Source organism: Bradyrhizobium sp. JYMT SZCCT0428 (assembly GCF_018131075.1).
GTDB lineage: Bacteria > Pseudomonadota > Alphaproteobacteria > Rhizobiales > Xanthobacteraceae > Bradyrhizobium.
On the sequence record NZ_JAFCLS010000021.1, the window covers coordinates 41525 to 60640 of the forward strand.

The 19116-nt window shown below is 63.9% G+C and carries 14 protein-coding genes; 10 read left to right on the top strand and 4 right to left on the bottom strand.

Features of this window, described 5'->3' with window-relative positions:
* The first annotated feature begins 38 nt into the window (after positions 1-38).
* Complete coding sequence (locus tag JQ575_RS22070) at positions 39-3503, top strand: indolepyruvate ferredoxin oxidoreductase family protein (protein WP_212035261.1); 3465 nt, start codon at positions 39-41, stop codon at positions 3501-3503.
* Here JQ575_RS22070 and JQ575_RS22075 read toward each other — a convergent pair.
* Positions 3500-4525 carry a histone deacetylase family protein gene (locus tag JQ575_RS22075; RefSeq protein ID WP_212035262.1) on the bottom strand — a complete coding sequence of 342 codons (1026 nt, stop codon included), beginning with the start codon at positions 4523-4525 and terminating at the stop codon, positions 3500-3502. The genes JQ575_RS22070 and JQ575_RS22075 overlap by 4 nt on opposite strands.
* 57 nt (positions 4526-4582) lie before the next feature.
* Complete coding sequence (locus JQ575_RS22080; RefSeq protein ID WP_212035263.1) at positions 4583-5269, bottom strand: GntR family transcriptional regulator; 687 nt, start codon at positions 5267-5269, stop codon at positions 4583-4585.
* A 153-nt stretch (positions 5270-5422) separates the two neighbouring features.
* Between JQ575_RS22080 and JQ575_RS22085 the strand changes: the two genes are divergently transcribed.
* The 8 genes from JQ575_RS22085 to JQ575_RS22120 all read left to right on the top strand — a co-directional run bounded on the left by JQ575_RS22085 (position 5423) and on the right by JQ575_RS22120 (position 14666).
* A complete protein-coding gene (locus JQ575_RS22085; protein ID WP_212035264.1) occupies positions 5423-6196 on the top strand; it encodes a class II aldolase/adducin family protein in 774 nt (257 codons plus the stop codon).
* 57 nt (positions 6197-6253) lie between these two features.
* On the top strand, positions 6254-7819 hold the full coding sequence (locus JQ575_RS22090) for an ABC transporter substrate-binding protein (RefSeq protein WP_212035265.1): 1566 nt from the start codon (positions 6254-6256) through the stop codon (positions 7817-7819).
* 87 nt (positions 7820-7906) lie between these two features.
* Entirely contained in the window at positions 7907-8878 is a 972-nt protein-coding gene (locus tag JQ575_RS22095; RefSeq protein ID WP_212035266.1) for an ABC transporter permease, read from the top strand.
* Entirely contained in the window at positions 8875-9714 is an 840-nt protein-coding gene (locus JQ575_RS22100; protein ID WP_212035267.1) for an ABC transporter permease, read from the top strand. The genes JQ575_RS22095 and JQ575_RS22100 overlap by 4 nt, the downstream gene beginning before the upstream one ends.
* A gap of 2 nt (positions 9715-9716) precedes the next feature.
* Positions 9717-11333: an ABC transporter ATP-binding protein gene (locus JQ575_RS22105; RefSeq protein ID WP_212035268.1), complete on the top strand. Its 1617-nt coding sequence runs from the start codon at positions 9717-9719 to the stop codon at positions 11331-11333.
* A 3-nt stretch (positions 11334-11336) separates the two neighbouring features.
* Complete coding sequence (locus tag JQ575_RS22110; RefSeq protein WP_212035269.1) at positions 11337-12272, top strand: glyoxylate/hydroxypyruvate reductase A; 936 nt, start codon at positions 11337-11339, stop codon at positions 12270-12272.
* A gap of 42 nt (positions 12273-12314) precedes the next feature.
* Positions 12315-13379, top strand: a complete 1065-nt coding sequence (locus tag JQ575_RS22115; RefSeq protein ID WP_212035270.1) for a phosphotransferase — start codon at positions 12315-12317, stop codon at positions 13377-13379.
* Between the two features lie 3 nt (positions 13380-13382).
* Positions 13383-14666, top strand: coding sequence for an aspartate aminotransferase family protein (locus tag JQ575_RS22120; protein ID WP_212035271.1), 1284 nt, complete (start codon positions 13383-13385; stop codon positions 14664-14666).
* Positions 14667-14677: 11 nt separating this feature from the next.
* Here the strand turns inward: JQ575_RS22120 and JQ575_RS22125 are convergent, their stop codons facing one another.
* Positions 14678-15925 carry an aminotransferase class III-fold pyridoxal phosphate-dependent enzyme gene (locus JQ575_RS22125; protein WP_212035272.1) on the bottom strand — a complete coding sequence of 416 codons (1248 nt, stop codon included), beginning with the start codon at positions 15923-15925 and terminating at the stop codon, positions 14678-14680.
* A gap of 235 nt (positions 15926-16160) precedes the next feature.
* Between JQ575_RS22125 and JQ575_RS22130 the strand changes: the two genes are divergently transcribed.
* A complete protein-coding gene (locus tag JQ575_RS22130) occupies positions 16161-18467 on the top strand; it encodes a penicillin acylase family protein (protein ID WP_312015989.1) in 2307 nt (768 codons plus the stop codon).
* Positions 18468-18606: 139 nt separating this feature from the next.
* On the opposite strand, the gene JQ575_RS22135 is transcribed toward JQ575_RS22130, so the two are convergent.
* Positions 18607-19065, bottom strand: a complete 459-nt coding sequence (locus tag JQ575_RS22135) for a RidA family protein (RefSeq protein ID WP_212035273.1) — start codon at positions 19063-19065, stop codon at positions 18607-18609.
* Positions 19066-19116: the final 51 nt, after the last annotated feature.

Here is a 19116-nt window from a genome sequence, read left to right on the forward strand (position 1 = left end):
TCGACACTTTCACCGACCTGATACGGCGGGAGGCCGACATGACCCAGACCCTGACGACAGGCAGAGACCTCGACGATTACGCCCTGATGGGCCGATACACGCGCCGGACCGGGCGTGTATTGCTCACGGGCACGCAGGCGCTGGTGCGCATCCTGCTCGACCAGCGCGACCGCGATTCTGCCGACGGCATCAACTCGGCCGGATTCGTCTCCGGTTATCGCGGTTCGCCGCTGGGCGGCGTCGACCTGGAACTCTGGCGCGCCAAAAAACTCCTGAGCGAACGGCGCATCGAATTCCTTCCCGCCGTCAACGAAGACCTCGCCGCCACCGCCGTGCTGGGATCGCAGCAGGTCGAAACCAACCCGGCGCGCGAAGTCGATGGCGTGTTCGGCCTCTGGTACGGCAAGGGCCCCGGCGTCGATCGATCCGGCGATGCGTTGAAGCACGGCAACGCCTACGGCTCCTCGCCGCATGGCGGCGTGCTGGTCGTTGCCGGAGACGACCATGGCTGCGTGTCGTCGTCGATGCCGCACCAGTCGGACGTCGCCTTCATGGCGTGGTTCATGCCGACGCTTAGTCCGTCGAGCGTGGCCGAATATCTTTCCTTCGGCGAATATGGTTACGCGCTGAGCCGCTTTTCCGGCATGTGGGTCGGATTCAAGGCGATCTCGGAAACGGTCGAATCCTGCGCCTCGGTCGAACTGCCGCCGCGCCGCCTGTTCAACCCGCCGGCATTCGAACCGCCCGCAGGCGGCCTGCATTATCGCTGGCCGGACCTTCCCGGTCCACAGATCGAGCACCGGCTGGAAGCCAAGAAGAACGCGGTGCTCGCCTTTGCCGCCGCCAACCCGATCGATCGCCGGATCTACGACATTCCCGACGCCACCTACGGCATCGTCACCACGGGCAAGGCTCATCTCGACCTGATGGAGGCCTTGCAACTCCTGGGCTTAACCGAATCCGAATGCCGCAGGCTTGGTATCGACATCTACAAGGTCGGGATGGTGTGGCCGCTGGCGCATCACGACGCACTGGAATTCGTCCGGGAGAAACGCGAGATCCTCGTGATCGAGGAAAAGCGCGGCATCATCGAAAGCCAGTTCAAGGAATATTTCTACGACTATCCCGGCCACAAGCCCGAACACATGGCCGGCAAGAGCGATGAAAACAATGACCCGCTGGTGCCCTGGGTCGGCGAGTTGTCGCCGCGGCTGCTGGCGCCGATCGTCGCCAAACGGCTTGACCTGATATTCCCCGGCCTCGACCTCACATCGCGCGCCGAACGCCTGCAGCGCCCAAGCGCGGAGATCATCAACATCTCAGGAGCAACGCGCACGCCCTATTTTTGCTCGGGCTGCCCGCACAACACATCAACCAAGGTCCCTGCGGGATCACAAGCGCTGGCCGGCATCGGCTGTCATTTCATGGCGAGCTGGATGGATCGCGATACCAGTTCGCTGATCCAGATGGGCGGCGAAGGCGTCAACTGGATCGCCTCCTCGCGCTTCACCGGCGGCAAGCACGTGTTCCAAAACCTCGGCGAAGGCACTTATTACCATTCCGGATCGATGGCGATACGGCAGGCCGTCGCCGCCAAGGCCAACATCACCTACAAGATCCTGTTCAACGACGCGGTCGCGATGACCGGCGGCCAGCCGGTCGACGGGCCGATCAGCGTGACCGCCATCGCCCACGAAGTTCGTGCCAACGGCGTGGCGCGGATTGCGATCGTGTCCGACGCGCCCGACAAATTGCACGCGGGCGATTTCCCGAAGGGCGTGACGATCCATCCCCGTGCGCAACTCGATGCCGTGCAGCGCGAACTGCGGCAGATCGCGGGCGTATCCGTCCTGATCTATGAGCAGGAATGCGCCACCGAGCGGCGGCGCAAGCGCAAGCGCGGCCAGGCGCCCGAGCTGAAGAAATTCGTCGTCATCAACGATCTCGTCTGCGAGGGCTGCGGCGATTGTTCGGTCGAGTCCAACTGTCTCAGCGTCGAGCCAAAGGAGACGCCGTTCGGCAGCAAGCGCCAGATCAATCTCTCGACCTGTAACCAGGACTTTTCCTGCGTCAACGGCTTTTGCCCGAGCTTTGTCACCGTTGAAGGCGCGACCCGCCGCAAGAAACGGGGAGCCGGCATCGACGCGATGGCCCGCACGACGGGGCTGCCCGAGCCAAATTTCGTTTCCCTGGAAAAGCCGTTCAACCTGCTGGTGACCGGCGTCGGCGGCACCGGCGTCATCACCGTCGGCGCGTTGATCACGATGGCCGCGCATCTGGAGGGCAAGGGTGCATCGGTGCTCGACTTCACCGGCTTCGCGCAGAAATTCGGCCCCGTCCTGAGTTTCATCCGGCTGTCGAATAGTCCTGACGATATCCATCAAGTCCGGATCGATCAGGGAGCAGCGAACGCGCTGATCGGATGCGACATCGTGGTGAGCTCCTCGCCGAAGGCTTCCGGCACTTACGGACCTGACATGCGGGCCGTCATCAACACGGCTGAAATGCCGACCGGCGACATCGTGCGCAATCGCGATGCGAGCCTGGAAGCGGCGGCGAGACTTCGGCACCTCGAACGCGTCGTTGGATCGGACAATTTCAGGAGTCTTGACGCGAACCGGCTATCCGACGCGCTGTTCGGCGACACGGTCTTTGCCAATGTGATCATGCTCGGAGCGGCGTGGCAGCAAGGATTGGTGCCGGTCACACTGGAAGCGCTGATGCGCGCGATCGACTTGAATGGCGTTGCGATCGAACAGAACAAGCAGGCTTTTGCCAGCGGGCGGCTCGCCGCTGCGGATCGTGATTTCGTGACGTCACTATTAGGGCAGGCCAAAAAGGAAGAGACGCTGGACCAAATCATCTCTCGCCGTGTCGACTTCCTCACCGCCTATCAGAATGCGAACTATGCCGATCGTTACCTCAAATTCGTCAGTCAAGTCCGCGCCGCCGAGGAACGCCACGCGCCCGGCTCGCAAGCGCTAACGACCGCCACCGCTCGGTCCCTCTTCAAGCTGATGGCCTACAAGGACGAGTACGAGGTGGCGCGGCTGCACATGGAGACCGGGTTTCAGGACGGGCTGCGGCAGGAGTTCGAGGGCGACTTCGCGATCAAATATCATCTGGCGCCGCCGGTCCTGTCGTCCGGCAAGGACGCCCGCGGCCGGCCGCTCAAGCGTCAATTCGGGCAATGGATACAGACACCATTCCGGATTCTGGCGCGGCTCAAATTCCTGCGCGGTACCGCGTTGGACGTGTTCGGCTATACGCACGAGCGCCAGATGGAGCGCGGCCTGATCGACTGGTACGAAAGGCTCGTGACCGATCTCACGCCGTGGATTTCACCTGACACCATCGAACGCCTGGCCAAGATCGCAGCCGCACCAATGGACATTCGCGGCTATGGCCCCGTGAAGCTGGAAGCGGTGGCGAAAGTACAAAAGGAGACGGAAGATTTACTCCGTCTCCTGAAGTCGTCGATGTCAGAAAGGCGCGCGGCCTAGCGGGCTTCTTCGAAGCCGGCGAGAACGGATGTCAGGTTGGCGCCGAGAATGTCGGAGAGGTATCCGCCCTCCTGGACGAACACGGTAGGAAGCCCGAGCCGCGCGATAGCGGCGCCAATGCGCCGGAAGCCGGCGGTGGTCACGGCGAGCCCCGCGAGTGGATCGTGCTCCGACGCATCGAGACCGAGCGCCACGACCAGCGCGCCGGGTGCAAAGGCGTCGATGGCTTTCTTTGCAACGCCGAGCGACGCGATGTAGCCGTCATCGCCGGTGCCGATCGGCAAGGGAATATTGAGGTTGGTGCCAAGGCCGGGACCCGCGCCACGCTCGTGCGCGTAACCCCAGACGAACGGATAATACGACGTGGGATCGGCATGGATCGAAACCGTAAACACGTCGGGTTGTTCGTAGAAAATGCCCTGCGTGCCGTTGCCGTGGTGGACGTCGACATCGAGGATGACAACACGCTCGTGCCGCTGGCGCAGATGTGCCGCCGCGATCGCGCTGTTGTTGAAGAAGCAGAAGCCGCCCGCCATATCGCGGTAGGCGTGATGACCGGGCGGACGGCAGAGCGCATAGGTCGCGTCTTCACCGTCCATGACAAGCTGAGCCGCCGTCGTTGCCACATCCGTTGCCGCGCACGCCGCAGCGAAGGTGCCGGGACCGATCGGGGCCGCGGTATCGGCGGTATGCCAGCCGAGCCGGCCGACGATATGGGTCGGGTAGGTCGCGGCGTGGCGCACTGGATGGATGTTGGCGATCATTTCCGGACCGGCATTGCCGAGCGCGGACCAGGCCTCCCAGGCTTCGGCGAGAAAGCCGAGATATTCCGGACTGTGAATCCTTGCACGTGGGCCCTGCCCGAACAGTGTGGGCGCAACCAGTTCGTGCTTGCCGGCCTTCAATCCCGCGAGCAGCCGGTCGGCGCGTTCGGGCTGTTCGGTGGTGCGCTGGACGACGCCGCGCACCAGAAAGAATTGCGGATCGTGACTGCGATGCAGTTCAGTGTAGACGGCCTTCACGCGAATACTCCTGTTTTCTGTCAATGAAATCTGGCGTGCACCGGCGTGCGCCGCCGGCTAAGCGGGAATCTCCCGCACGAGTTTTCCGACTTCGCGCCACGCATGACCGATATGATAGTCGATATGCGCCACGATACGTTCGGGATGGCCTTGTTCGATGGCAGCTAACACGGGTTCGTGTGTCCGGGCGATTTCATGCGGATCATCGTACAGCCGGCCGATCAGGCCGATCACCATGCGCATTTCAGATGCGAGATCGTCGAACAACCGCAACAGCCGCCGGTTCGCCGCTATCTCGCAGATCAGGCGGTGAAAGCGGTAGTCCTCCTCGACCTGCCTTGCGGGATCCTCGAGATCAGCGGTCTGGTGCAACACGTCGATCTGCCGCCGCAGCATGTCACGCGTCTCCGGCGTGAGGTTGCGCGCGGCGAGCACGGCCGCGTGGCGTTCGACGCACAGCCTGAGATCATAGATGTCGTCAATATCGTCGGCGGCGAATTTGCGCACGAAGAAGCCGCGGCGCGGACTGGCCACCAGAAGTCCCTGCTGTTCCAAGAGCCGCGCGGCCTCGCGCACCGGCGCCCGGCTCACTCCAAGCTCCCTCGCAATCCCGGCTTCCACGACTTTGGAACCCGGTGCCAGCCGGCCTTCGACCACCGCCTGGGTCAAAAGACGGGCGACCTGACCGACGAGATCGGCGTCGGCGAGGGCTGGTAACCCGACCGGTGGAGACAGTGTGCGCATCAAAATGGTCCATTTTGGCCCGTGCTCGTCAGGTTTTGAGCCGGTTTTACCACTTGTACATTATTTAATCGTCGATTGTCGACAGTTTAGTCTTGTCATGACCCGTGTTGCAGTGCAACCCTTAGACCTGTTCAAAAAGGGTGCATTCCAAAAATGACAGCGCACGTACCGCCCCCGGCCATCAAGGACGGAACCCGGCAAGCTCGCATAGATCTCGCCGCCGCCTACCGGCTGATTCACCGGCTCGGCCTCGACGACAGCATCTACACCCATATCTCGGCCCGGCTGCCCGGCAGCCATGACCGCTTTCTGATCAATCCCTACGGCCTGCGGTTTGAAGAAGTCACCGCGTCCAATCTGGTCACCGTCGATATCGACGGCAACGTCATCGACGACCCGATGAACCTCGGCATCAACCCGGCCGGATTCACTATTCACAGCGCCGTGCATGCGGCGCGAACGGATGCTGCCTGCGTGCTGCATACCCACACCGTCGCCGGCGTCGCGGTGTCCTGCCAGAAGCAGGGACTGCTGCCGCTCAATCAATGGTCGATGCAGTTCACCGACCGCCTCGCCTATCACGACTATGAAGGCATCGCGCTCGATCTGGATGAGCGCGAGCGCCTGGTCGCCGACCTCGGCGACAAGTTCGTGATGGTTCTGCGCAATCACGGCATGCTCACCTGCGGCCGCTCCGTCGCCGAGGCGTTCAAGCTGATGCACAATCTGGAGCGCTCGTGCCGCGCGCAGCTCGCGGTTCAGGGCGCTGGCGCCGAGATCGTGCCGCTCTCGGCAAGCGTCGCCCGCAAGACCGCAGGCCAGTACGAGACCTTCTATGACAGCATCGAACTCAACGGTGTTCCTGACATCGAATGGGTCGCCTTCAAGCGGATGCTGGAACGGTCAGATCCGGACTTCATGAACTAGCCCCCACTCCAACTTCAACGCAACGCACGCCGCTCAGGCGATCAAGAGAGAGATGTCATGCTGAAGCAATTTGTTATGGGTCTTGCGGTGGCAGGCGCCCTTTCAAGCACAGCCTTTACCAGCGCAGCCTTTGCCCAAGAGCCGAAGGCCGGCGGCGTCGTCAATGCCGTGATCCAGCCGGAACCGCCGGGCCTGATGCTGGGCCTTGTGCAGAACGGCCCGACCCAGATGGTGTCCGGCAACATCTATGAAGGCCTGCTGCGTTACAGTCCGAAGCTGGAGCCGCTGCCGGGTCTCGCCGAAAGCTGGAGCGTCAGCGAAGACGGCAAGGTCTACTCGTTCAAGCTCCGCAAGGGCGTCACCTGGCATGACGGCAAGCCGTTCACCTCGGCCGACGTGGTGTTCTCGATCGAATTCCTCAAGCAAACCCATCCCCGCGGGCGCAACAATCTGCTCCAGGTCGACAAGATCGAGACGCCCGACGAGCAGACCGTCGTGTTCACGCTGAAGCAACCGTTCGGGCCGTTCATCGGCATCTTCGAAGTCGGCTCGATGCCGATGATTCCAAAGCACATCTACGAAGGAACCGATTTCAAGACCAACCCGGCCAACAATACGCCCATCGGCACCGGCCCCTTCATGTTCAAGGAATGGCAGAAGGGCTCGTTCATCAAGCTGGTCAAGAACCCGAATTATTATATCAAGGGCAAACCCAACCTCGACGAGATCTACTGGCACGTCATTCCCGACGCCGCGGCGCGGTCGGTGGCGTTCGAGACCGGCAAGATCGACGTGCTGCCGGGCGGTTCGGTCGAGAATTTCGACGTTCCCCGCCTGAGCAAACTCAAGAATGTCTGCGTCACCGGTGCGGGCTGGGAATTCTTCAGCCCGCATTCATGGCTGTGGCTCAACAACCGCTCCGGCCCGACGGCCAACAAGAAATTCCGTCAGGCCTTGATGTTCGCGATCGACCGCAATTTTGCAAAGGACGTGATCTGGAACGGCCTCGGCAAGGTCGCGACCGGCCCGTCCGGCTCTGCGATCAAGTACTACACCGATGCGGTGACGAAGTATGATTTCAACCCGGCCAAGGCGAAGGCGCTCCTGAAGGAGGCCGGCTACAATGGCGAGAAGGTTCGCCTGCTGCCGCTGCCCTATGGCGAAACCTGGCAGCGCTGGGCCGAGGCCGTGAAGCAGAATCTGCAGGACGTCGGCATCAACGTTGAAATGATCGCGACCGATGTTCCCGGCTGGAATCAGAAAACCTCCGACTGGGATTACGATATCGCCTTCACCTATCTCTATCAGTATGGCGATCCAGCACTGGGCGTCAGCCGCAACTACGTCACCAGCCAGATCGTCAAGGGCAATCCGTTCAACAACGTCGAAGGCTATTCCAATCCGGAGATCGATCAGCTGTTCGCCGACGGCGCGGTCGCCTTCCCGGATGCCAAGCGCCAGGAGATCTACGCCAAGGCGCAAAAAATCCTGACCGACGACGTGCCGGTGGCATGGCTGCTCGAATTGCAGTTCCCCACCATCAGCCGCTGCAACGTCAAGAACCTCGTCACGACCGCGATCGGCGTCAATGACGGTTTTCGCGATGCGTGGATCGAAAAGTAACGCCTGACATCGGACCGCGGCGGCACCTCCTGTGCTGCGCCGCGGTCTGACACTTCAACAACAAGCTTCGAAGCGGAAATCCACACGATGCTCGCATTCATTGCCCAGCGCATAGGCAAGGCCGTCATCGTCCTGCTGGCCATCGTCGTCCTGAACTTCTTCCTGATCCGGATGGCGCCGGGCGATCCGGCACTGGTGATGGCCGGCGAAGCCGGTGCCAGCGACCAGATTTTCCTGACCCAGCTCCGCGAGAAATTCGGCCTCGACAAGCCGCTTCCGGTGCAGCTCTACCTTTACGTCAAGGGCATCGTCAGCCTGGATCTCGGCTTCTCCTTCCGCCAGCAGATGCCGGTCTCGAAACTGATTATGGACCGCCTTCCGGCCACGCTGCTGCTGACCGGCACGGCGTTCGCGATATCGCTCGCCTTCGGCGTCCTGTTCGGAACGCTGGCGGCGCGCCGCGCCGGCAGCTGGACCGATACCGCCATCACAGTGCTGGCGCTGATCTTCTACGCCACGCCGCTATTCTGGGTCGCGCTGATGGCGATTCTGCTGTTCTCGGTGACGATGGATTGGCTGCCGAGCTTTGGCTACGAGACGGTGGGTGCTGGTTACACCGGGCTCGCTCACGTGCTGGATGTCGGCGCCCATCTGATCATGCCGGCGACGACGATCGGCCTGTTCTTCATGGCCACCTACGCCCGCATGACCCGCGCCTCGATGCTCGAGGTCAAGCGGCTCGACTTCGTCAAGACCGCGCGCGCCAAGGGGCTGCGCGATGCCGTGATCCAGCGCCGCCACGTGCTGCGAAACGCGCTGCTGCCCGTGGTCACGCTGGCCGGATTGCAGGCGGGCACGCTGGTCGGCGGCGCCGTGCTGACCGAAACCGTATTCGCCTGGCCCGGCATCGGCCGGCTGATGTACGAGGCGCTGCTGCAGCGCGACTACAATCTGCTGCTCGGCGTCTTCGTGGTTTGCTCGGCAATGGTGCTGGCCTTCAACCTGATCACCGACCTGATCTACCGCTCGGTGGATCCCCGCATCGAGTTCGCCGCATGAGACAGTTTTGGCGAACGATGTTGCGCAATCCCGGCGGCCTGATCGGCCTCGTGATCCTGACTGTCGCGATCGTAATTGCCGTGTTCGGTCCCCTGCTGTTTCCGACCTCGCCCTGGCGCATGGTGCAGCGGCCGTTCCTGCCGCCGTTCACGCTGGCCGGGCTGCCGCTCGGCACCGACGCGCTCGGTCGCGACGTGATGGCGGGCATCATCTATGGCGCCCGCGTCTCGCTGCTGGTCGGGCTCGTCTCGACGCTGGCGGCGCTTGCGGTCGGCATTCCCGTTGGCGCTGCGGCCGGCTATTTCGGCGGCCGGATCGGCGACGCCCTGATGCGCTTCACGGAGTTCTTCCAGACCGTGCCGAGCTTTGCGCTGGCGATCGTGCTGGTCGCCGTGCTGCAGCCGTCGATCGTCTCGATCGTGATTGCGATTGCCATCGTCAGCTGGCCACCGGTGGCGCGGCTGGTTCGCGGCGAGGTCTTGTCGCTGCGCACCCGCGAATATGTCCAGGCCGCGATCGTGACCGGGCAGACCAACAGCTGGATCATCTGGCGAGAGATCCTGCCCAATGCCCTCTCCCCGGTGATCGTGCTGGCGTCGCTGATGGTCGCCACCGCGATCCTGCTCGAATCCTCGCTGTCGTTTCTCGGGCTTGGCGATCCCAATTTGATGTCTTGGGGCTACATGGTCGGCGCCGGCCGCACCGTCATTCGCCAGGCCTGGTGGATCACGGTGTTTCCCGGCGTCGCCATCCTGATCTCGGTGCTGGCGCTGAACCTGATCGGCGAAGGCCTCAACGATGCGCTCAACCCGCGTCTCAACAAGGACGGGCGCTGAGCATGTCTGACGCCGCCGTAGTTATCAAAGACCTCAAGCTGGCCCTGCCGCCCGGCAGCGACCGCTCTTACGCCGTGGACGGCGTTTCGTTCGAGCTCACCGCCGGCAAGATCCTTTGCGTCGTCGGCGAATCCGGCTCGGGCAAGTCGATGTGCGCGCATGCCCTGATGGGCCTCTTGCCGGACACCGTGATCGCCGAGGCCGGCGAGATCAGCTTTGGCGGCCAAAACCTGCTGACCCTCGACGCGGATGGCTGGCTGGGCTTGCGCGGCCGCCGCGTTGCGATGGTGTTCCAGGAGCCGATGACGGCGCTCAACCCCTTGATGCGGATCGGCGACCAGATCGCCGAGATGTTCGAGGCGCATGGCCTGCTCACGCCGAAGGAGCGAAGACAGAAAGCGGTGAGCCTGCTGCGCGAGGTCGGCCTTCCCGACCCCGACCGCAGCGTGCGCGCCTATCCGCACCAGCTCTCCGGCGGCCAGCGGCAACGCGCGATGATCGCGATGGCATTGGCGCTCGAACCGACGGTACTGGTAGCCGACGAGCCGACGACCGCGCTCGACGTCACCACGCAGGCGAAGATCCTCAAACTGATCCGCGACCTGCAAAGCAGCCGCAACATGGCTGTCATGTTCATCACCCATGATTTCGGCGTCGTCACTGATATCGCCGATCGCGTCGTCGTGCTCCAGCACGGCAAGGTGGTCGAACAGGGCGCGGCAGACGAGGTGCTGCAGCGTCCGCAACATCCGTATACAAGGGCGCTGCTCGCAGCCGTTCCGAAGCTGCAGCCGCCGGCGCGCGTTTCCCGGCTCGATCGGCCGAAGGTGGTCGAGGTGATCGGTATCGAAAAGACCTATGTCAGCGGCGGCGGCTGGTTTCAGCCGACCCGCAGCGTCCAGGCCGCCAAGGAAGTCAGCTTTGACATTTTTCAGGGCGAGACGCTCGGGCTGGTCGGCGAATCCGGTTCCGGCAAATCGTCCATCGCGCGCCTGATCATGCGGCTGATCGAGCCGGATCGCGGCACCGTCCGGCTCGGCGAAACCGACCTGACGCGCATCAACGGAAAAACGCTGCGCGAGCAGCGCAAGCGCATCCAGATGGTGTTTCAGGATCCGTTCGCGTCGCTCAATCCGCGCCGCAAGGTCGGCAACATCATCACCGATGGCCCGATCGCGCACGGCGCGGAGCCTGCGGCGGCGCGACAACGCGCCCATGAGTTGCTGAGTCTGGTCGGCCTCAATGCGAGTGCGATGGAACGTTTTCCGCACGAATTCTCCGGCGGCCAGCGGCAGCGGATCGGAATCGCGCGGGCGCTTGCGCTCGATCCGGAAATCCTGGTGGCCGATGAGGCCGTCTCCGCGCTCGACGTCTCCGTGCAGGCGCAGGTTCTGAACCTGCTCGAAGACCTCAAGACGCGCCTTGGGCTGTCGATGCTGTTCATCACCCATGATTTGCGGGTGGCAGCCCAGATCTGCGACCGCATCGCGGTGATGCAGCGCGGGTCCATCGTCGAGCTCAGGCCTGCCGCGGCGCTGTTCTCCGCTCCCGAGCACCCCTATACGCAGGAGCTTCTTGCTGCGGTGCCCGGCCAGATATCATCTTCCAAGGCGGCGTAAACGATGCGTTGTGCGCTCGTCAGCAGCAGCCTCGATATCAGAGGCTACCTCGGAACAGAATTCGCCCGCATCGCCGACCGCATCGAAATCGTCGATCATCGCCGCAACGGGTCCGACGCGGACATCAGCCTTGCGATCGCGTGGCACCCGCCGGCAGACGCTTTCGAGCGTTACCCGAACCTGAAGGCGGTCTGTTCGCTCGGTGCCGGCGTCGACAATATTGTCGCCTGCCCGAGCCTGCGGCCGGATATCGACGTCGTTCGCATCGTCGATCCCCTGCAGGCGCAAACGATGTCAGGCTTTGTCATCTGGCATGTGATCTCGCATCAGCGGCGTTTTGCAACTTATCTGGCCCAGCAGCGTGACGGAATCTGGAAGCGCCTCCCGCAGCGTGCCGCGCAGGACGTACCGGTCGGCATCCTCGGTTACGGCGAAATCGGCCAGCGCGTTGCCGCCGATCTGGCGCAGCTCGGTTTCCCCGTCATGGTGTGGAGCCGGACGGCGAAGCCGACGCCCGCCTCCGTCCGGGGATTCCATGGCCCCACCGGCCTCGCCGCCATGCTCGGCGAAACCGAGGTGCTGGTGAACCTGCTGCCGCTGACGCAGGAGACCCAGGGCATCCTCAACGCAAAACTGTTCGCCCGCATGCGCCGCGGCGGCTATCTCATCCAGGTCGGACGCGGCGAACATCTGGTCGATGCTGACCTGCTGGCCGCGCTGGCGAGCGGTCAGCTCGACGGCGCCGCGCTCGACGTGTTTGCGGCCGAACCGCTGGCGCTGGCACATCCATTCTGGCATCATCCCAAAATCGTCGTGACGCCGCACGACGCCTGCGAAGTCCGGGTCGAGGCCGTTGCGACCACGGTCGTCGCAACCGCCGACGCGATACAAACCGGCCGACGGCCGCCAAACGCCATCGACCGCCAACGCGGCTATTGACCGGTCGCACGCCCCAGGGATCACGGCCTAAAGGACACTGCGGTGCCAGACTCCTCTCCCGCGACTGACGCGGCACATCCGATCGATGGCCTGCGCGCCGCGTCAAGCATTCCGGAATCGCTTGCCAAGCAACTGGCGGCCGAACATTACGGCTTGCCCGTCACGGTGCGTCGCCTCGACAGCGAGCGCGACCAGAATTTCCGGCTGCGGACGCCTGACGGACGCGAATATGTGCTGAAGATCGCGAACCCCACGGAGGATCGCGCGGTTACGAATCTGCAGACCGAAGCCCTGGTGCAGCTGGCCGCCGCCGACCCCGGCCTGCCGGTGCCGCGCATCTTCCCGGCGTTGAACGGCGCCAACGAACTCGAGATCGGCTTCGATGACGGCTCGACGCGGGTCGTGCGTCTCTTGTCGTTTCTTGCCGGAACGCCCTTTCACACCGTCGAGAGTTCAACGGCGCTGCGGCGCGACTTGGGCCAATGTGCCGCACGGATGGCGCGTGGCCTACGCGACTTCCGGCATCCCGGCGCCAACCACAAGCTGCTGTGGGACCTTCAGCACGCCGCCGAATTGCGTCCATTGATCGACGCCGTCCCGGCCGACCGGCGCACCCTCGTCGAGCGCACCCTCGACCGGTTCGAGACTGACGCGCTTCCGGTGCTGTCGGGCCTGCCCAAACAGCCGCTTCACAACGATCTCAACCCGCACAACATCGTCGTCGATTCCGCCAACAGCGAGCGCATTGCGGGAATCATCGACTTTGGCGACATGACGTCGACCGCCCGGGTCGTCGACCTCGCCGTGACCGCGGCGTACCAGGTCGTCGATGGCAACGATCCGCTCGCGCCCGCCTGCGATATGATCGCGGCTTACCATGGGATTACGCCGCTCGACGGAATCGAATTCGAGATCCTGTTCGATCTGATCGCGACGCGCATGGTGATGACCATCGTCATCAGCAGCTGGCGGGCCATCCGCTATCCCGGGAATCGGGACTATATTCTACGCAACAATCCGGCGGCCTGGGGCAGACTGCAGCGAATCGCTGGTATTCCCCGGGCTCAGGCCCGGCAGCAGATTCAGTCTGCCTGCAACTCGGAGTAACCGATGTCCACCAACCATGAGACTGCTTCGGCCAACGACTTGATCGCACGGCGCAAGCGCCTGCTCGGACCGGCCTACCGGCTGTTCTACGAACAACCCGTGCAATTCGTCCGCGGCGAAGGCGTGTGGCTCTACGATCCCGCAGGGAATGCCTATCTCGACGCCTACAACAATGTCGCGTCGGTCGGCCACTCGCATCCCCACGTCGTGCAGGCGATCGCGCGGCAGGCTGCGGTGCTGAACACCCATACGCGCTATCTGCACGAGACCGTGCTCGATTACGCCGAAAAGCTTCTCGCCACCTTCCCGGCCGAGATCAGCCAGATCATGTTTACCTGCACCGGCAGCGAGGCCAACGACCTTGCACTGCGCGTGGCCCGCACCTGCACCGGCGGCACCGGCTTCATCGTGACGGAAACCGCCTATCACGGCGTCACCAGCGCGCTGGCCGAGCTGTCACCTTCGCTCGGGCTGCCGCTGGCAAAGGACAGCCACGCCCGGCTGGTACCGGCGCCACGTTCTGCCGGCGACGACACCGGCGAGACCTTTGCGCGGCACGTGCGCGGCGCGCTCGACGACATGAAGAAAAACGGCATTCGCCCGGCCGGACTGTTGGTCGATACCATCTTCTCCAGCGACGGCGTGTTCGCCGATCCCGCAGGCTTCCTGCGCCCCGCGGTCGAAGCGGTGCGTGCGGCCGGCGGCATCTTTATCGCCGACGAGGTGCAGCCCGGTTTCGGCCGCACCGGCGAGCAGATGTGGGGTTTTGCCCGCCACGGTCTCATTCCCGATCTGGTCACGATGGGCAAGCCGATGGGCAATGGCCATCCGGTCGCCGGCATGGCGGCGCGACCGGAAGTGCTGGCCGAGTTCGGCGCGCGCTCACGCTACTTCAACACTTTTGGCGGCAATCCCGTCTCGGCGGGGGCCGGAATAGCCGTGCTCGAAGTGATCGAGTCCGAAGGCTTGCTTGCGAATGCACAGCGCGTCGGCGGCTATCTGCGTGAACAGTTTCGGCAGCTGCAGGCGCGCCATCCATTGATATCAGAGGTGCGCGGCGCCGGATTGTTCTTTGGCGTGGAACTGCGGCACAGCGGAACGGCGGGGACGCCGGCCGCCAGCGAGACCGCGGCCATTGTCAACATGCTGCGCGAGCGGCACGTGCTGATCAGCGCCGCCGGGCCGCAAGCCAATGTTCTCAAGATCCGGCCGCAGCTGGTGTTCACCACCGAGCACGCCGACGTGCTGGTCGAGAAACTCGATCAGGTTTTGCAGGCGCTGAAATAGCCGCAAAGCAACTAGGTAAGCGCGCGGACCGCCTTGAAACCGTGCGAGGCTGCCTCCAGCGCCGCGTCGATATCGGCAGCCTGATGGGCCGACGACAGGAACATGTTGTGCACGGGATGAAAGAACGCGCCGTGACGCAGGGCCGCTGAGCAGAACGCCCGGCCCTTCTTCACATCCGGATCGGCGTCGAACAGCATCAGCGGCATCTGTGGCGGGCCGCTCTGCCGGATTGCGATGCCGTGCTGGTTCGCCAACGACGCCAGCCCCTCGCGCAGCCGCAAGCCCATGGTGCGGATATGCCCGGGCACATCGGTTTCCCGCGCGATCCGCAGCGTCGTCCGTGCCGCTGCCATCGCCACGGTGCCGCACCAGAACGAGCCTGTGACGAACACCTTTGTTGCCGCCTCGCGGAATTTGTCATTGCCGGTCACGGCTGCCAGCGCATAGCCATTGGCGATCGCCTTGCTCCAGGCCGCGAGATCCGGCCGCACGCCGTGCGCCTCCCAGCTTCCCCTGATATCGAGCCGCAGCCCGGTGCGCACCTCGTCGAGAATGAGCGCGGCGTCCACCGCGTCGCACGCGGCGCGTGCAGCGGCGGCGAATTCGCGCGTCGGCAATTCGAGATCGCGGGCGATGTCATGCCGGAAGCCGGTGACCAGGATCGCAGCAAGATCCTTTCCCGCCTCATCGACCGCCGCCTGCAGGCTTGCAACGTCGTTATATTCGAAGTGCAGCAGGTGCGCGCGGTCTTCGCTGGTGACGCCGGCCACGCTCGGCGAACACCATGGCAGCGCGCCGTGATAGCTGCCCTTGGCGACCAGCACCTTGCGTCGACCGGTGCCGGCCCGCGCGATGGTCACACTGGCCGTGGTCGCGTCACCGCCGTTCTTCTGGAACATCGCCCAGTCCGCATGCGGCACCATTGCGACGAAATCTTCGGCCAGATCCACCATCACCGCGCCCGGCCCGTTCAGACAATCGCCCAGAGCAGCCTGCGCCTCGGCCGCCGCCTGCACTTCGGGGTGGCGATGGCCGAGCAGCACCGGCCCCCAGCTGCACATGAAGTCGATATATTCGCGCCCGTCGACGTCGCGCACCCGGCATCCCTCGGCGGAGGCGAAGAACTGCGGATAGCCTTCCGGCAGCCGCGCGGCGTTGAGATGTCCCCACATGCCGCCGGGCACCACGCGCTCGGCTCGCGCCCGCAACATCGCATCCGCGCTCTGCGCTTCGCTCAATACCGCTGCTGGCTTGTTCATGGCGTCCTCTTGTGTGCGCTTATTGTTTTTCTCGCGTGCCGCAGACGTGGTGGCTCCCCGCTTCGATGAAGGGGGCGGCTCCATCCCGCCATCAAAGCATCGCACGCGAATAACGGCAAGATGCCGACGCAGCGAACCCGTTCCGGCGCAGCTATCAGGCATGGCTTTGCATGCGCGCATGCGTATGATGCGTCCGTCGCAAGAACAACAAATCAGAAAAACCCGGGAGCGCCCTGTGACCGCAACCTCCAACCGGATCAACCCAGCCGATCACCTGCCGGACTATGTCAGCCCGGCGCAGGTGAAGGGGCTGCTCGGCCATGTCGACATCTGGCGCGATGCGTGGGGCATCCCGCATGTCCGCGGCGGCACCTATCAGGATGCTTTTGCCGGGCTCGGGTTTGCACAGGCGCAGGACCGGCTCTGGCAGATGGAGGCGCTGCTGCGGCGTGGCACCGGCCGCTATGCCGAATGGCTCGGCGCCCGCGCTGTTGCCGGTGATGTGATTGCCCGGCAGATGAATGGCGACGCCGCTTCGCGCCGCGACTACGCCCTGCTCGGCGACGAGGCCAAGGCGATGCTGGTGGCGTACGCGCGCGGCGTCAACGCGTTCATCGCGCTGCGCCGATGGCCGGTCGAATACAAAATCCTCGGCTGCGAACCTGTCGCCTGGGAGCCCTGGCATTCCATCGCCGTGATGCGGCAGATCGGATTCCTGATGGGATCGGTGTGGTGGAAACTTTGGCGCGCCGCGGCGCTGCCGATCGTCGGCGCCGACAACATCGCCAAGCTGCGTTTCGATGATGGCGGCAGCGATCTGCTGTGTGTGCCGCCGGGCGTGGAAGGCAAGCGGCTCGCGGCTGTTCTTGCCGATCTCAAGCCCGGCATAACCGCCCTGCTGGCGACCGCACAGGAGCAGATGGGCGCCGAACTCGACGGCGGTAGCAACAATTGGGCGATCTCGGCCGAGCGCACCGCGACCGGCCGGGCGATCGTCGCCGGCGATCCGCATCGCGTACTGGAAATGCCGAACATGTACGCGCAGGCGCATCTCGCCTGCGACGAGTTCGACGTCATCGGCCTCACCGTCCCCGGCGTGCCCGGTTTCCCGCATTTTGGACACACGGCCAACGTCGCCTGGTGCGTGACGCATGCCTTTGTCGACATCCACGATCTTTATGTCGAGCAATTCGACGCCGACGCCCGCCACTATCGCTTTAAAGAAGAGATGCTGCCCGCGACGCATCGGCCCGAGACCATCAAGGTGCGCAACGGCAATGACGTCACGATCGACGTGGTCGAGACCCAACATGGGCCCGTTATTGCGGGTGATCCCAACAAGGGCACCGCACTGGCGCTGAAATCCGTGCAGTTCGCGGTGCCTGATTCGTCATTCGATTGCATGGTGCGGATGCTGCGCGCCAAATCGGTTGAGCAGTTATACGAAGCGACGCGCGGCTTTGCGCTGTTGGACCACAATGTCGTCGCCGGCGACACGTCAGGCAAAATCGGCCATCGCGTGCGCGCCTTGGTGCCGAAGCGGCCGCGCTCCAATGGCTGGCTGCCGGTACCGGGGTGGACCGGCGAGCACGAATGGGACGGCATGGTGCCGTTCGAAGATATGCCGCACACGATCGCGCCGGATAAGGGAATGATCGTCACCGCCAACAATCGCGTGGTGAAGCCCGAGCGCGAACCATATCTCTCGACCGACCCGATGCCGCCGCACCGCACCCGCCGTATCTGGCTGCGGCTCAAGGAGTTGAAGCGGCCCTCGCCCGAGCAGATGCCGGCGATTCACCGCGACCTCCTCAGCATTCCCGCCATCGAAATCCGTGAACGCCTGCGCGCGATCGGGCTGCCGGCGGAGACGAAGCAATTGTGCGACCTGATCCTCGGCTGGGATGGCGAGATGCGCGGCGACTCGGTCGCGGCCGCGGCCTATTCCGCCGTCCGGCGGGAACTGACAAAACTCGCGCTGCGCCGATCGGGGCTCGACAAGACCACTGAGAGCGATTTCACCAAGGTGGCTCCGGGCCTGTTTCCGGAAGTCCAGTTCTGGTGGACGCTGCCGCAACTGCTGCGCAGCAATGACGAGAGCCTGTTGAAGGGCGCGACCTGGAATGAGCTGCTGCGCGAGGCCGTGGTCACGGTGTCGAAGAATGCGCCGACCGCCGATTGGGGTACGCTGCATACGCCAAAGCTCAAGCACGCACTCTCGGTCGCTTTCCCCGACTATGCCGGCCAGCTCGACAAGGATTGCGCCAAGATTTCCGGCGACAATGATTGCGTATTCATGGCGGGATATTCGATGAAGCTCGGCTTCCAGGCCACTTCGTCCGCACTGTCCCGCTACGTCTTCGACGTCGGCGCATGGAACAACTGCCGGTGGATCGTCTTCCATGGCGCATCGGGCCATCCGGCCAGTCCGCATTACGCGAACCAGAATGCGACATGGGCGAAAGGCGAGATGGTGCCGATGCTCTACGATTGGGAGGCGATCAAGCGCGGGGCGAGTTCACACCAGACGCTCAGCAGGTGATGAGAGCCGGACAAAATAGGAGCGCGCTGTCCAGCAACTCCGTCATGCCCGGCCTTGTGCCGGGCATCCACGTCTTTGGTTGCGCTGCGCAAGGAAGTCGTGGATGGCCGGGGCAAGCCCGGCCATGACGAAGGAGGAACTACCGCGGCACCACGGCCGTCGCCTCGATCTCGACCCGTGCGGCCTTCTCGACCAGCCGCACCACCTGCACCAGCGCCATCGCCGGGTAATGCGCGCCAAAAATTTCGCGATACACTTTTCCGAGCGCTTTGAGATTCGCCAGGTATTCCTCGATGTCGACGACGTACCAGGTCAGACGCACGAGGTGTTCAGGCTTCGCGCCTCCCTCTGCCAGGATCGCCGAGATGTTCTCCAGCGTCTGCCGCACCTGCGCGATGAAGCCATCGGCCAGAACGTTGCTGGCGTCCCAGCCGATCACGCCGCCGGTCACCACCAGGCGGCCGTCGGCCGCCATGCCGTTGGCGTAACCTTTCGGCACCGGCCAGCCGCTCGGCTGCAGGATCTGCAGGCCTGAAGCCGGCCCCTCGCCCTTCGCCACCGGCAACACCGCCAGCGTGGGCCCTTTTTGCGTGCTCACAAAAATCTCTCCATCACTTCCAAATTGTTGTTTGACGCGTTTTCTTTACGC